Annotated in this window: 8 protein-coding genes; 2 read left to right on the forward strand and 6 right to left on the reverse strand. The window is 47.6% G+C overall.

What is annotated here, in order from left to right; translation table 11 throughout:
• The first annotated feature begins 47 nt into the window (after nucleotides 1–47).
• The gene (locus tag AB0L18_RS16550) at nucleotides 48–1625 is read left to right on the forward strand and encodes an aryl-sulfate sulfotransferase (RefSeq protein WP_367388415.1); all 1578 of its coding nucleotides are present in this window, start codon (nucleotides 48–50) and stop codon (nucleotides 1623–1625) included.
• A gap of 69 nt (nucleotides 1626–1694) precedes the next feature.
• Here the strand turns inward: AB0L18_RS16550 and AB0L18_RS16555 are convergent, their stop codons facing one another.
• A complete protein-coding gene (locus AB0L18_RS16555) occupies nucleotides 1695–5225 on the reverse strand; it encodes a M36 family metallopeptidase (protein ID WP_367388416.1) in 3531 nt (1176 codons plus the stop codon).
• 148 nt (nucleotides 5226–5373) lie between these two features.
• Here AB0L18_RS16555 and rlmB point away from each other — a divergent pair, with 148 nt between their 5' ends.
• Nucleotides 5374–6108: a 23S rRNA (guanosine(2251)-2'-O)-methyltransferase RlmB gene (gene rlmB / locus AB0L18_RS16560; RefSeq protein ID WP_367388417.1), complete on the forward strand. Its 735-nt coding sequence runs from the start codon at nucleotides 5374–5376 to the stop codon at nucleotides 6106–6108.
• 9 nt (nucleotides 6109–6117) lie between these two features.
• On the opposite strand, the gene AB0L18_RS16565 is transcribed toward rlmB, so the two are convergent.
• The 5 genes from AB0L18_RS16565 to AB0L18_RS16585 form a co-directional block, all read right to left on the reverse strand.
• Nucleotides 6118–7332, reverse strand: coding sequence for an efflux RND transporter periplasmic adaptor subunit (locus AB0L18_RS16565; RefSeq protein WP_367388418.1), 1215 nt, complete (start codon nucleotides 7330–7332; stop codon nucleotides 6118–6120).
• Between the two features lie 8 nt (nucleotides 7333–7340).
• Complete coding sequence (locus AB0L18_RS16570; protein ID WP_367388419.1) at nucleotides 7341–11648, reverse strand: CusA/CzcA family heavy metal efflux RND transporter; 4308 nt, start codon at nucleotides 11646–11648, stop codon at nucleotides 7341–7343.
• Between the two features lie 80 nt (nucleotides 11649–11728).
• Nucleotides 11729–12073, reverse strand: a complete 345-nt coding sequence (locus AB0L18_RS16575; protein ID WP_367388420.1) for a DUF6660 family protein — start codon at nucleotides 12071–12073, stop codon at nucleotides 11729–11731.
• 210 nt (nucleotides 12074–12283) lie between these two features.
• Nucleotides 12284–13012, reverse strand: a complete 729-nt coding sequence (locus AB0L18_RS16580) for a helix-turn-helix transcriptional regulator (protein WP_367388421.1) — start codon at nucleotides 13010–13012, stop codon at nucleotides 12284–12286.
• A 59-nt stretch (nucleotides 13013–13071) separates the two neighbouring features.
• Nucleotides 13072–14265, reverse strand: coding sequence for an aminotransferase class V-fold PLP-dependent enzyme (locus AB0L18_RS16585; RefSeq protein ID WP_367388422.1), 1194 nt, complete (start codon nucleotides 14263–14265; stop codon nucleotides 13072–13074).
• Between the last annotated feature and the right edge of the window lie 173 nt (nucleotides 14266–14438).

Genomic DNA, 14438 nt, shown 5'->3' on the forward strand with positions numbered 1-14438 from the left:
AACTTCTTCAACGAATGTTTCAACGACAAATCCTATTCGTTTTATTGATGTTTTTACTACTGATAGGTTACGCACAACCTACGGTAGGTTTGCTGCATAATTCTGAGAAAGCTTTCCCTTCGTATACCCTTTTTAGCAATAATGAAGCCTCTTATCTGATTGACAATTGTGGTTTGATTGTTAATCAGTGGCAAAGTGCGTATCGTCCTGGCCGGGCGCTTTTCTTGTTGGAAAATGGCGATTTATTACGCAGTGCAGAACAAGACGGGAGCTTTCAAATCAGTGGAAGGGGCGGTGGTTTTGAACTGTTCAACTGGGAGGGCGAATTGTTATGGTCTTACGAAATAAATGATGCAAACCGACAAGCGCACCACGATTTTTGTGTTTTACCCAATGGTCATTTTTTGGCGCTCGTTTGGGAAAAACGCACGGCGGAACAAGCACAGTTGCAGGGAAGCGATCGCCAGATAGATTTATGGACCGAGGCCGTTTACGAAATAAAAATCTTGCCAAACAACCAGGCAGAAATTGTCTGGCAGTGGCAATTGTGGGACCATCTGGTGCAGGATTATGACGCGAACGCAGCCAACTTTGGAGTCGTTTCAGACTTTCCTCAACGCGTCGACCTCAATTATCGAGCGGAGGGCACAATGGCCGAGGCCAACTGGGTACACCTCAATGCTATTGATTATCATCCTGAGCTGGATCAAATAATCCTAAGCTCGCGGTTATTTAGCGAAGTGTGGGTGATCGATCATAGTACCACTACGCAAGAAGCTCGTCAATCAAAAGGCGGGCGATACGGGCAGGGTGGAGATTTACTATATCGGTATGGCAATCCTGCGACTTATCAAGGAACAGGGGCAAGCGTATTTAAAGCCCAGCACGATGCTCAATGGCTGCACCCTCAAGCTGGAAATGCTGCCATGATAGTGTTCAATAATGAAGAAGGGGAAGACCAATCGGCGATCAAAATATGGCAGCCCCCCTACCTTTCAGATGGTAGGTATGCCAAAGATGCAGATGGTCAATTTGTGAGCTCCTCGGCAATGGTTGCTTTCGAAGCACCCTGGTTTTATTCTCCATATATGTCCAGTGTGCAACAATTGCCTGATGAGCACTTGTTTATCTGTTCGGGTGCCGATGGTCATTTTTTTGAGATCAACGGGGAAAAAGAAATTGTTTGGGAGTACCTCAATCCCGTCAATCCCAATGGTGGGCCAGCTGTTCAAGGGAGCACCGTTCGCTTCAATCAAACCTTTGCCGCACGCAAGTATGCTTTAGATGATCCAGCTTTTCGTGGGAGAGATATGTCTGGTCTACTTCCTGTAGAAATCAACCCCTTACCTTCTGATTGTTTTGCACCACAGCCTTATACGCCCAATGAACCGCTGAACTTGATGCTCAGCCACAATCCCATAATGGAAGGCGTAGAGGTCACGAGCAATCGCGAAGAAGAGTCGGTACTCCGTTGTTTTGATGGATTGGGGCAACTATTGTTCACCAGCGTGATAAATGCAAGTGGACGCAGTCTGGATTTTTCCAAGTATCCACCAGGGATCTACTTGTTACAGCTTGAAAATGCTCGGGGAGAGGTGGCCGTGAGGAGGTTGGTGAAAATATAAATCCCGACTTTCCTGTGAAAAGAAAAGTCGGGATTCGCGAAAACAAAAGTTCTTTTTAAGAAAGGCTACTTACTGAATCGTCACCTTCTGCGTGTAAATACCCTGTTTGGTATTCAACTGCAGGAAGTAAAATCCAGCAGGGAGTTCGCTGATGTTCAAGGAGATCAAGCGTCCTTGTAGGGCTTGGTCTCTCCACTGGCGTACCACTGCACCACCGGTATTGATGAGCTGAACGTCTACCGAGTTGGCTAAATCAAGGGTGATAGAAACGTTGAGCAGATGGCTGGCTGGGTTAGGGTAAACCTGCATCACCTGTGGGTCAAATACTGGATTCTCGGTGTTTTCTGAGAATTCTGTATCTACGATAACACCTCCCTGAGGTACCCGGGCACAATTGGTGTCACCTTCGTTGGAGCTTACACAAGCTTCGCCTTCGTAGGCTACTTTGTCCATGATTTCCACATCATCCACATACCAACCAGTGACAGCACCGTCCGCATTGGAAGCAAAACGGAAACGCAATTGAATGGTTTGGCCTTGGTAAGCACTGAGGTCAATGTAAGAATCTTTGTATCCTTGGCTATCCCCCCAGAAAGCTTCTAAACCAGGAGTGAAAAGCGTCTGTGCCGCCAAATCACCACGGTAACCGTTGCGGATGAAGGAATTGTTCAGCGTCTCCCAGCTGAATCCTCCATTGGTAGAAATTTGTACCAAGCCACCATCCGTTACCGGCTGAGTGTCATAATCGTGGTAAAAGCGCAAAGAAGGATTAGTACCATTAACTTCGAAGGGTTCGCTGAGTACCAATTGTTGGTCGTTTTGCTCCGCTACGTTAGGAACAAACCAACTGGTAGAACCACTGTAAGGATTGTTCGTTGAAAGGTCCCAAATGTCGAAACCGCTGCCCAATTCCAATTCCCAGTTGTCATCACCGTTTTCCATATCATCCTTGAAAAGCTGAACAGAACGGTTGGAGGCACTAGATACTGCCCGATAAGTGATGGTAACATCATCACCAGCGTCAAGGTTGCCAATGTCGAAAGTAACATTAGTACCATTGTCTGTGGCAGTAGCACCAGTGGCAGAGCCTGCTTGGTAAGTAAGGCCAGCCGGTAGCTCGTCTTCTATCATCACACCCGTGACTGCTTCTTCTTTGTCATTGGTCACTACGAGGGTGTATTCAATTGTTTCACCGGCAATGATGAGGTTGCGATCAGCGGATTTGGTGATTTTCAATTCCTTGATACACGTAGGCTGGGTGTTGAAACCAGCTACGTTGTCGTTGCGGTCGAAGCGATCATTTTGTTCTGCATCAAAGCCCATACCACGGCGGGCAAATACTTCCCAAATCAAACATTCGTGAATACCGTCGTAGTTGAGAAAGTCAGCAGTAAACAAGGCGTCACGTCCGTCCAGAATACCTGGGTTACAACGCTGTAGTTTCATACCATCCATCACGATTTGTATCGCCATGTTGTTGCCTCCGTTGCCGTTTATAACATCTTCGTCGAAGCCATAGATATCTACCATCGCCCAGTAAAGGTCCCATACGGCGGTAGCCCACACTTCGCCCAAGTCGTGGGGGGCAGTGGTAGCAATGATGTCATCCATGTCATGGTTGTTGATGGCAAAATCAGTGCTGTAGGGCAAACGACGGATACCACCTCCATCTTCAGGCTGGCGGCTGGAATAATTGCCAATACCACGCTTGGTTGGTCCGGTTTCGCCAGGGCGAATGGTGGTGATGAGTGCAAAGAAATCACTCCAACCTTCTCCCATTTGTTCGTCATTGGTCAGACAGCCCGTATTAGCAGGGCCTCCGGTGAGGCGGTTACTGATACCGTGGCCATACTCGTGGGCAATAACGCCATTGTCCATACTAGAGCCTACACTTTCGGGGCCACTATCGGCAGGTAGACCGATGCTTGCCGTTACAATCTCACCAGCATCAAGTAATACTTTGATGGCATTACAATCAGATGCTTTCATGCTGACGGTGACGATCCCAGGATCGGAACCATCCACACCACCAGCCATGCCTAGTGCTTCTTCCAGATAGTTACAGATGATCACCGCTACAGCGCCAGCTGCTTCCGCATTGTTGGTTTTTTCTTCAAAGAAACAATCTCCCCGGTCAATCAGCGCAATTTTACCAGCGATGGCGTCAGCATTAGCGACGGCTTCACAAACCAGGTTGGGCGCACCAGAGGCATCAAAAGCCTGGATAACTTCAGCAACGATAGGAATTTCAGGTACTGTTGGTCCGTATTGTGCTGTACCAGAGTCGTAGCTGCCAGCAATGCTCTCTGGGGTAGAAAAGCTAAGTACACTGCCTTCTACACCAAACCAGCGGTACATTTGCATCCGGCCATTAGCACCATCAGGAGGGGTAGAAAAGTTGGCATTGTTGGTGCCACTACCATCTTGGGCTTCTGCCAAGACTTGATCCAGACCATCCCCTTCACCAGAGTAGTTGCGTTGTTGGAAATTACCTCCCGCTTCGTCAAAACCGTAACGGTAAGTAATGTCGTGCATCATATTGTTCATGTAAAACAACTGGGTAACCGCTGATTCCTGCATGTTTTCCGGCTCGTCATCTCGGTCAAAGTAGAAATCGAAGAGCAGGTCTTCGGTACCATCAGGCTCGTCATTGTTGGAAGAGTTGATGTTATCTACATCCAGATAAGCATGTACGTTATTACCTCTGGTGATGGTGTATTCTGCGCCTTCTATGCCGTTGGTGTCATGCCAGCCGTAAGGCGATGCCGTAGGGTCGGCGGGATCAAAAAGGAGTGTACGGTCACCGTGTAAAGGGCTTTCGATAGGGAGGGGGAATACATTATAGCCCGCTCCATCACTCACCAACATGCTTTCCATGGAGCGCATGGGGGCACTTGTTTCAGCGGCCAGCTCGTGTACACAATTGTTGGCATGGGTGGTGTGCCCTTCTTTTGCATCAAAATTACAATATACTGTATAGTTGTGCTGGTGCAACATTTTGCCGTCAAGGGCATCAATGCGCAAGCTCCAGTAATCGGCGGAGCTCTTTACATCAATGGCCATATCCCAAGATAGGTGGATGACGCCAGTTTCCCGCATCGGCATATACGTTAGCCGAACGCTAATGTCATTGTTGGCAAAATCACTGCCACTAAAGATGTATTTACCTCCAGTTTGTTCTTTTAGTACCAGTGGCTTAGAGGTACTCACCCCCAGGTGGGTCAATGCTGAGTGCAAAGCCTGTTCCGCCGTGATAGCAGGCGAAACAGCATTGATGCGTTCGGCCAGATTGGGCTCAAAAGTATTGGTAGCATAAACGACTTGAGCGTTTCTTGAAAGGTGAACACCATTGATGGCGGCATAAACCGGAATACCAGCGTATTGCTGGTTGAAGTAAAAATGCCGTGCACCATTGTGTTTGGAAACATACTCGTCACTTACCACAACATCCATGATGTCGGCCGTTTGCAGGCCCCATTCCGTGGCGCGTTGTTCGAGGTGTAAGAGGGCTTTTTGGAGCTCGGTTTGCTGCTGCGCCACCAATGGGGTAGCGACTAAAGCACAAAGTAGCAATAGCAGAAGGGTAGAACTTCTTCTCATGATTAAGCTTGAATTTATGGTAGATAATAGAAATTGTATTCGGGTGGTTGCTCAAAACTAAGACAAATATGCTTTTCTACTCCTAAATGATAAAACTAAAATTAAACCACAGACGACAAATAGCTGCTTTGCCTTACCTTCGCACATTATGGATAATAAACAATGGATATTTGGCCGCCATCCGGTATTGGAAGCTTTACAAGCAGGGCAGGCCATAGAGAAGGTGTATCTTCAACAGGGTACCCGTGGAGATTTTGAAAAAGAACTGCGCCGCATTTGTCGAAGCCAGGAAGTCCCCCTCACGGTTATTCCGAAGGAAAAAATCAACTGGATGGTCAAAGGCAACCACCAGGGAGTTGTTGCCTTACAAGGCGTGGCCATTTATCAAAAGTTGGAAAACATCCTGCCTTTTCTATATGAGCAAGGCAAAATACCACTCTTACTTTTACTTGATGGCGTGACAGATACCCGCAACTTTGGTGCTATTGCCCGTTCGGCAGAACTTTTTGGCGTACATGCTATTGTACTTCCCGGGAAAAGCAGTGCAGGACTAACCCCCGACGCTTTGAAAACTTCGGCAGGAGCATTGTCTCGTATTCCCGTATGCCGCGTAAAGAGTATGGTCAGCACAATAGAATACTTGCAGAATAGTGGGGTGACCGTCTTTGCAAGTGACCTTAGCGGTGAAAAAAGCTTGCCTAAGTTGGACATGAAAGGCCCAGTAGCATTGGTGCTTGGTTCAGAAGGTGACGGTATCAGTAAAGGGGTAGCAAAAGCTGCCGATGAACGTTTTTATATTCCTCAATTGGGCGATCTGAATTCTTTAAATGTGAGTGTTGCTGCGGGAATTATGCTCTACGAAAGTATGCGGCAGAGGACATAAGAAAGTAGTTTAGTGAGAATGCTCCAACTCACTTGCTTTCGACTGTGCGTAGACATAGTAAGCTCCCTGTGTGACGATCTTCTTGCCTTTTGGCAGCGGCTCCACCAAGGTGATGGCGGTGAAACCATCTGAGGTGGTGCCAGGAATAACCATAATTGGCAGGAATGCTACTTCGTCTCCTTCGGTCTGTTCATCGCAGATATAGATGTAAGAAGAAGCCCCATCCTTGATAATGGCCCCTTCGGGCAGGGCGGAAACCGTTTGGTTATTGAGCCATATTTTAGCTTCCACAAAAAGGTCTTTGATGAAAGTAGGTCGTTTGCCTTCCAGGTGGCCATGTATCCTTACTGTCTTGTTTTCCCGGTTGAATTCTTTGCCAATGACGTGTACTTCGCCAGCGTAGTTGGTATTTCCCAATGCGGGCACCGTATAGCTGATAAGCTGCCCTTCTTTGATCTGGGCAATGTCTTTTTCGAAGATATCCAACTCCAGGTGAAGGTGCGTTTCGTCGACAATTTCCATCAATTCCATAGCTGGGCTCACGTACATACCATTGTGCATTTTTATGGAGGTGAGGTAGCCTGACATGGGAGCGTAAAGGGGAATACGCTGAGCAATATTGTCGGGCGTCAGTTTGTCTACCGGTAATCCCAGATAATCCAATTGCCGGGCAAGGCCTTTCAAAGTAGCCGTTTTGCTATCTACTTCAGCTTGCAGGCGTTGGAGGTCTTTTTCTACGCCAGCAGCTGCATTGACCAACGTTTGTTGGCGTTCAAGCTCTTGTTGAGAAAATGTAAGTGCGGCCTTTACCTCGAGATAAGCTTGTTGTTTTTCAATGAAATCGGGATTTTCCAGATAAGCCATGATCACCCCTTTTTTTACATAATTTCCTTCAATGTATTTATTACTGCTGACAATGAAGCCGTTGGCTTTGGCACTCACAGAAGTAAGCGCATTGGGCGGAAGCCCTAAGGTTCCTGTCGCGTTGACGTAATCATTGATTTTCATGGGAGAGAAATCTCCCACCCTTATGTCCATGGTTTTTAGCTGTTCTTTGGTGAGGTGAATGAGGCCTTCTTCGTGTGCTTCGGGGCTGTCATGACTATGTTCTTCTTCTAGGCCATGTTGGTGCCCCTCTTCACTGTGATCGTGACTGCAAGCGGTGTTGACCATGGCTAGCATTACTAATAAGAGGAAGGGAAGAAATTTATTTATGATGCTCATTGGATAGATTATTGATTGGTGAGAAATTTGTAATAGGCCAGGGCTTCATTATGAGCAAGCACCTGTTCAAAGTAGCGCCGATTGTTGGTCGCAAAAAGATGGAGGGTATTGACCAGCTCAAGGTAGGAAAGCTCACCTGCCTGGTAGTTCAGGGTAGCAACCCTGTCCAACTCGGGCTGTATGACGCTCAATTGCTGCTGGTAATAGGCGGTAGCTTCCGCGTGCATTTGAATCGCATTTATGGCCTCAAGTTGCTGCTGTTGCTGTGTTTGCTCTTGTGCTGCAACCTGCGTTTGAGCCACTTGGGTCTGCAACTTTTGTGCGGCTATTTTTTGTTGATATTGCCGCCGAAAGAGGGGGAGTTGTACCCCGGCCTGTAGCCCTGATAGCCAGCCTCCCTCGAAATAGTTCTGCGCTGCATAGCCAAGGGTGAATTCGGGCTTCATCTCAGCTTCCAAGATGACTAGATGGGCTTCCTCTAATAGCAGATGCTGTTGCGCGAGCGCTATTTGCACCGAAGTTCCAGTAACCATGGGCGAAAATACGGCCATTGCCAAACTATCCTGACTAGTGACGGGGTCTGGTGAGTTCATCAATGTCTGTAGCCTTAGTTCCAAGTTGCCGATCTCCATGGCGGTCTGGCGTTCCATCAATTGTTGCTCCTCTAGCGCCGATTGTAGCGTGAGGGCTTCCATGGAGTTGGCCGATCCTAGTTGTGTTCGCGTTTTGGCGATTTCATAAAACCGCTGATAACGCTCTATGAGGACTTGATAATGTTGGTGAAGTGCTTTGCGCTGCTGCAAAGTGTAGTACAGATGTCGGACTTCATAGCGTAGCTGCTGGATGGTTAGTGCTCGGCTCAGTTCGTCGCGAACGACGATTTCCTGCTGTCGTGCATTACTTGCTTTTACCACTGCCGGGTGCGGTATTTGCTGGGTGATGTGAAGTTGATTGACTTGCTGGTTGTTGGGGAGAAACAGTCCGTCACCCTGATAGCTAATAGAAGTTTTGCCAAGGCTGTAGGGCAGTTGTTGCAAACTTTTACTTTGCGCTAGCTGTAAATCCGCTGCGCGAACTTCCGGATGGTTGGCAATGGTTGTGGCGAGTGCCTGATCAAGGGTGATAGGTGACGATTGGGCTGTTAAAAATCCACTACCTAGTAATAATGGAAGAAGTAAAAGACCATTTTTTAATCCCGATAAGGCCCCTCGTTTTTCTTGCCAACGAGCTAACCAACTGTATAGAATTGGTAAAACGATCAGGGTAAGAAAAGTGGCACTGAGTAAACCGCCAATGACTACCGTGGCCAAAGGGCGTTGTACTTCTGCACCTCCCGAATTGGACAAGGCCATCGGCAGGAAGCCCAAAGAAGCTACTGCTGCGGTCATTAATACCGGCCGCAAACGTACCTGAGTACCCTGGATAATTCTTTGGCGAATGCTTTTCATACCCTCTGCTTTGAGCTGGTTGAAATAGCCGATGAGGACAATGCCATTGAGCACTGCTACGCCAAATAGAGCGATGAAACCGATACCTGCTGAAATACTAAAAGGCATTCCCCTTAGTTGTAATGCCCAGATACCACCGATCGCTGATAAGGGGATGGCCGAAAAAATAAGCGCGGCCTGGGTCACTGATCCGAAGGTGAAAAAAAGGAGGATGAAAATCATCGCTAAGGTAAGCGGTACGGCTACGGCCAATCGGGCATTCGCTGCCTTGAGGTTTTCGAACTGTCCACCGTAGGTAAAATAATAACCCGCAGGGAGTTGTACTTTGCTATCTAGCTGCTGCTGTATTTTCTCCACCAGGGTCTCAATGTCGGTATTACCAACATTAACGCCGATGACAATGCGTCGATTGGTGCCTTCTCTTGAAATCTGCATGGGAGCGTCTTCAAAGGCTACCCTGGCGATAGCCGTAAGCGGTACCTGGGTGCCATTGTCCAAGGGGATATAGAGTTCTTCGACGGCTTGAATATCGTTCCGGTAGTTTTCCGCAAGGCGGACAACCAAATCAAAGCGACGGTCTCCTTCGTAAATCGTCCCGGCCTTTTCGCCCGCAAAGGCAGCCCTTACGATCTGATTGACGGTCTTGACTTGCAGGCCATACTGGGCCATCTTGTCATAGTCGAAGTTGATCACGATTTGGGGCATTCCCAGGGTTTGCTCTACCTTGGTGGTGCCCACGCCCTCCATCTGCTGAATGACGCGTTCTGCTTCCTTGGCTTTTGCAAACAAGAGATCAAGGTCGTCGCCAAATAATTTGATGGCAATATCTGCTCTTGATCCCGTCATCAATTCATTGAAACGCATCTGGATAGGTTGAGAGAATTCGTAGGCCAAGCCAGGGATCGACTGTAGTGTCAGTTCCATTTTTTCAAACATTTCTTGTCGGGAAGAAGCTGAAGTCCATTCCGCTTTAGGTTTCATCACCACAATGATGTCACCCGTTTCTACGGGCATGGGGTCGGTAGGAATTTCTGAAGAACCAATTTTGGTGACCACATCCACAATTTCGGGATATTCCGCCATCAGTTTTTTCTGGATGATCTTGGAAGTGGCCACACTTTGTGATAGCGAACTACCGGGCGGTAAAATTTGGTGCAGGGCCAGATCTCCTTCTTCGAGTGTAGGAATAAATTCGCCACCCATTCGGGAAAAAACAATGATACTGATGCTGAATAATACTACTGTTGCCGTAACAAAGGCTACTTTGAACCTAAGTGCTAAATGCAAGATAGGCGTGTATACCCTTTGGCACAAAGCGATGATACGATCGGCGATAGTCGGCTGATCCGTGATGTGGCGTTGTAAGAACAAGGCACTCATCATGGGGACGTAGGTCAGCGAAAGGACCAAGGCGCATGTAATAGCCAGCATGACCGTCTGGGCCATAGGGCGAAACATTTTACCCTCAATGCCCACCAAGGCCAGAATGGGTAGGTAGACCATCAGGATGATGATTTCCCCAAAGGCCGCTGAACTACGGATTTTGATGGCCGCAGTTTGCACTTCTTCATTCATCTGCTGTCGACTTAGCCGTTGGCCAGGGAAGCGACTTTGTAGCCGGTGGACGATGGCTTCTACAATGATAACCGCGCCGTCGATGATCAGCCCGAAGTCGATGGCACCTAAGCTCATGAGGTTGGCTGAAATGCCAAAAACATTCATCATTGCTACCGCAAAGAGCATTGCCAGAGGAATGACCGAAGCCACAATAAGCCCTGCTCGCCAATTGCCAAGCATGAGAACGAGAATGAATACGACAATGAGTCCTCCTTCCAGCAAGTTCTTGCGGACGGTGCCAATGGCGGTAGTCACCAATTTTTCCCGATCTAGATAGGCTTCGATAACAACTCCTTCCGGGAGGGATTTTTGGATTTGTACCACCCGTTCTTTGATGAGCTTGGTTACTGCGGCGGAATTGGCACCTTTTAGCATCATCACTGTTCCGCCTACGACCTCCTGACCATCGCGGGTGAGTGCCCCATACCGGGGAGCTTTACCAAATTGAACCTTGGCTACATCCTTCACTAAGATAGGTTTGCCATCGCTTACCTTGACGACGATGTTTTCAATGTCACTCAGGGACTGAGCAATGCCTTTGGTTCGAATGTAGTAGGTGTTGGGATTTTTCTCGATATAAGCTCCACCCGTGTTCTCATTGCTGTTGACGAGGGCACTATAAATGTCCGTAATGCTTACACCCATGGCTTTGAGCAGACCCGGCGTCACTGCTACTTCATACTGTTTGAGGTAGCCACCCAGGGTATTTACTTCTACAACCCCAGGTATGCCCGCCAGTTGTCTTTTGACAATCCAGTCTTGAATGCTTCGCAATTCCGTAGCACTGATCTTTTCTTCATACCCTTTTTGAGGTCGAATGACATACTGGTAAATCTCCCCCAGGCCAGTAGAAATAGGGGCTAATGTTGGTTGTCCCAGTTCTGGCGGGATGTTTTCTCTAGCTTCTCGCAGGTATTCGCTAACCAACTGACGCGCGAGGTAGATATCCATCTTTTCCTCAAAAACAACCGTCACGACAGATAACCCGAAGCGAGAAATCGAACGAATTTCTACCAGTTGTTGGATGTTTTGGAGAGAAAGCTCCACCGGAGTAGTAATGAATTGCTCCACTTCCTGGGTCGCCAGGGTAGGGGAGGTAGTGATCACCTGTACCTGGTTGTTGGTGATGTCGGGGACGGCATCTATGGGCAATTGCCGCAACGAAAATAATCCCCACAGCATCAGGGCTGCCACCAGCAACCCGATGATGAACTTATTCTGTACAGAATAAGCAATGATATTATCAAACATGTGAATGTTGAACTTTAGTTAAACGATCATGATACCAAGCATAAGCTTGGAGACGGTCTTGTCTGGAAGTATGTCGTTGACTAAAGTTTTGGAGGGGACCAAATGGGATTGTTCACCCCACTGGTTGGGAAGTTAGGGGTAAAACTGGGTGCTTCACCAGGCTTGGGGGTGAATACAATAAGAGGGATAGTAGCCATCTGAGGAAGGCTGATGATCCCCGAGCAGCAATCGCAAATACAGAAAGGAGGACAGGTGTCTTCAGCACAATCTTTTGAATGATGATCGTGATCATCAGGATGTGTTGATGTTGTCGTTGTTACTGTAATCTCCGTATTAAGCACTTGCAGATCAGCGGTATCCGAACAAGGGATAAGCGCTAGGATCAGCATGTAAAATGATAATATGTTGATTACAAGTTGCTGCATGCAGCGCAAAAGTATAGCTAAATCACTCAAAAAGCAAGGAGCCCCAGTCTTTATTAACACTATTTGGAAAGCATATTGTTTTTACTTATCTTTGTAATAACAAAACTCCCGAGCAGGCGAAAACGCCCCCCGGGAGGAAAAAACAGCAGGATAAAAATCTTCAGGATGCTCTTCGTTTCGGCGGAGAGCATCCTGTGTTTTTAGACTTATTTAAAGGGAACTTACCCGGCGAATTACCAGGTAAAGACGAGTATATTCATTGACTTCTTCCACAAAAGGATCATACTCCAGGTGATTGGCAGAAATCATTTTAAGGTGGGTAACGCGGCCTTTTTCATTCAGGATGCGCTGTACATATTTTACCCACACGGAGCCATTGTTCTTGACGGCGTAAATCTTGTTGTCTTTGATTTCGTGTACGCCTGCAATTTCTCGGCAAACGACAATGTCATGGTCGTTGATCACGGGCTCCATACTGTTGCCGTTGATAGGGAAAGCAACCAAGCCTCCGCCGTCAAGGCCAGGGATTGAGAAGAAGTCGTTGTCTTCTGTAGTGAATGATCCCGCATCTACAGTAACACCCGCGAAAGCTTCGGTAGTAGTGAAAAGGATATTGCCGTTGTAGACAATTTCAGATTCTTCCGGGTTGGGTAAGTCAAGACCAAAAGGCGTCCCTTCTCCTTCGAGAAGGTAGGCGTAGTTGACGCCGTATTCATGACAGACGCGACGGCACTGTTCGTAACTGATACAGCGTTTGTCACCTTCATTAAGGAAAGCTCTGATAATGTGGCCATAAGCGCGATTACCTACAATTTTTTCAGCAAAGTCACCTAAGCCTTTTCCATTGCGGTCGTTTTTGATAACATCGCCTCTTTCTTCCAGTATCTTGAAGACCTTAACAAAGCGGTCATTTAAATCACGTCTATCACTTGAAATCATAGCTGTTCTTCTTTTTGGTATCCATTAATTTGGTTGCAAGTTAAAACAAAATAGTTTTATCAACAAATAATTTTAAAAATTTTTTTGGTTAGAATTTGAATTTCCTCCGTTGTGTTGTAATAGTGCGGGGATAGTCTCAATACCCAGGGGACATTTTTGCGTTGAAGATCGTATTGAGCATTGGCTATTCCGCTGATGGAGGCATGAATTTTTTCCTGGCGCAGCTGTGTTAATAAGGCTTGTGGTTGTTGCTGAGGCAGGTAGCAGGTCACAATAGCGCCCAGGTTTTCTCCTCGATCCATGATTTGAATACCGGCGTGTTCTTGCAATGCTGCTCTGAGTTCCTGGGCTAAGAAGGAGGACCGTTCTGCGATGGCCTCCAGCCCAATTGTTTGTGCATAGCGAGCAGCGGTAGCGGCCCCTTGTACCAGCGCGTGGTTGCGTTCCCATAGTTCAAACTTTCGCGCATCGGTTTGGGGATGATATTTGTCGGGACTGGGCCACTCGGCGCTGTGCAGATCCAGAAAAAGAGGCGCCATTTCACTGTTGAGTATTCGCTCCGAGGCAAAGAGAAAGCCTGTTCCTCGGGGGCCGCGTAAAAATTTTCGGAAAGTAGCCGTCAGAAAATCACATCCGATGGCCTGGACATCAAGCGGCAATTGCCCCGCCGTTTGGCAAGCATCTACTATATACATGGTGTCGACTTCTCGGCAAGCTCTCCCAATGCTTGTGATATCCTGGATCAAACCACTACTGGTAGGCATGTGGGTAACGGCCACCAAGTGTGGCTGGTAATCGCGGATGAGTTGGCACATGGCTTCGGTATCCACTCCTCCTGCAGGCGATTCTGGAGCGATTTTGATGCTTGCGCCAAAACGTTTAGCCAACTGTAGAAAAGCGATTTGGTTAGAGGCATAATCGTTTTCAGTGGTGAGGATCAAGTCGCCAGGTTTAAACGAAATAGAGCTTAAAGCGCTGTTGTAAGCATCCGTAGCACTATTCGTAAAAGCAATTTGCCGAGGTTGGGCATGAAGCATTTCAGCGACTGCGGTGTAAAAGGCATCGCTTTTTTCGGCATGAATGGCCGCGGCTTCATAACCTCCAAGTTGATATTCCAACAAAAGATGTTCCTGTATGGCCGCTTGCACTGGTCGTGGGGTTAGAGAAGCGCCTGCGTTATTGAAGTGTATAACATCCATACAAGCAGGCGTATCTTGACGGAGGAGATGAAGCTGGGTGGGCGAAATGGACATAGAGGAATAGCTTTGATACAGTAGCGTGAGATTATTTAGTGACGGATCAAAAATAACTTATACAGTGCCAAGGTAGGATTTTGAACTCGACAGTGTGGTGTGGCCTGGTGTTGTGCAGAACTTAGTACTCAAATCACCAGTAGACACTATATCCCCAAGTGGGAGGGAACCCA

Source organism: Lewinella sp. LCG006, from assembly GCF_040784935.1.
Taxonomy (GTDB): domain Bacteria; phylum Bacteroidota; class Bacteroidia; order Chitinophagales; family Saprospiraceae; genus Lewinella.

Coding starts and splice junctions, on each gene's coding strand:
- AB0L18_RS16575 (WP_367388420.1), bottom strand. CDS start 12,073: ATGCAGCAACTTGTAATCAACATATTATCATTTTACATGCTGATCCTA.
- AB0L18_RS16585 (WP_367388422.1), bottom strand. CDS start 14,265: ATGTCCATTTCGCCCACCCAGCTTCATCTCCTCCGTCAAGATACGCCT.
- AB0L18_RS16565 (WP_367388418.1), bottom strand. CDS start 7,332: ATGAGCATCATAAATAAATTTCTTCCCTTCCTCTTATTAGTAATGCTA.
- AB0L18_RS16550 (WP_367388415.1), top strand. CDS start 48: ATGTTTTTACTACTGATAGGTTACGCACAACCTACGGTAGGTTTGCTG.
- AB0L18_RS16580 (WP_367388421.1), bottom strand. CDS start 13,012: ATGATTTCAAGTGATAGACGTGATTTAAATGACCGCTTTGTTAAGGTC.
- AB0L18_RS16570 (WP_367388419.1), bottom strand. CDS start 11,648: ATGTTTGATAATATCATTGCTTATTCTGTACAGAATAAGTTCATCATC.
- AB0L18_RS16555 (WP_367388416.1), bottom strand. CDS start 5,225: ATGAGAAGAAGTTCTACCCTTCTGCTATTGCTACTTTGTGCTTTAGTC.
- rlmB (WP_367388417.1), top strand. CDS start 5,374: ATGGATAATAAACAATGGATATTTGGCCGCCATCCGGTATTGGAAGCT.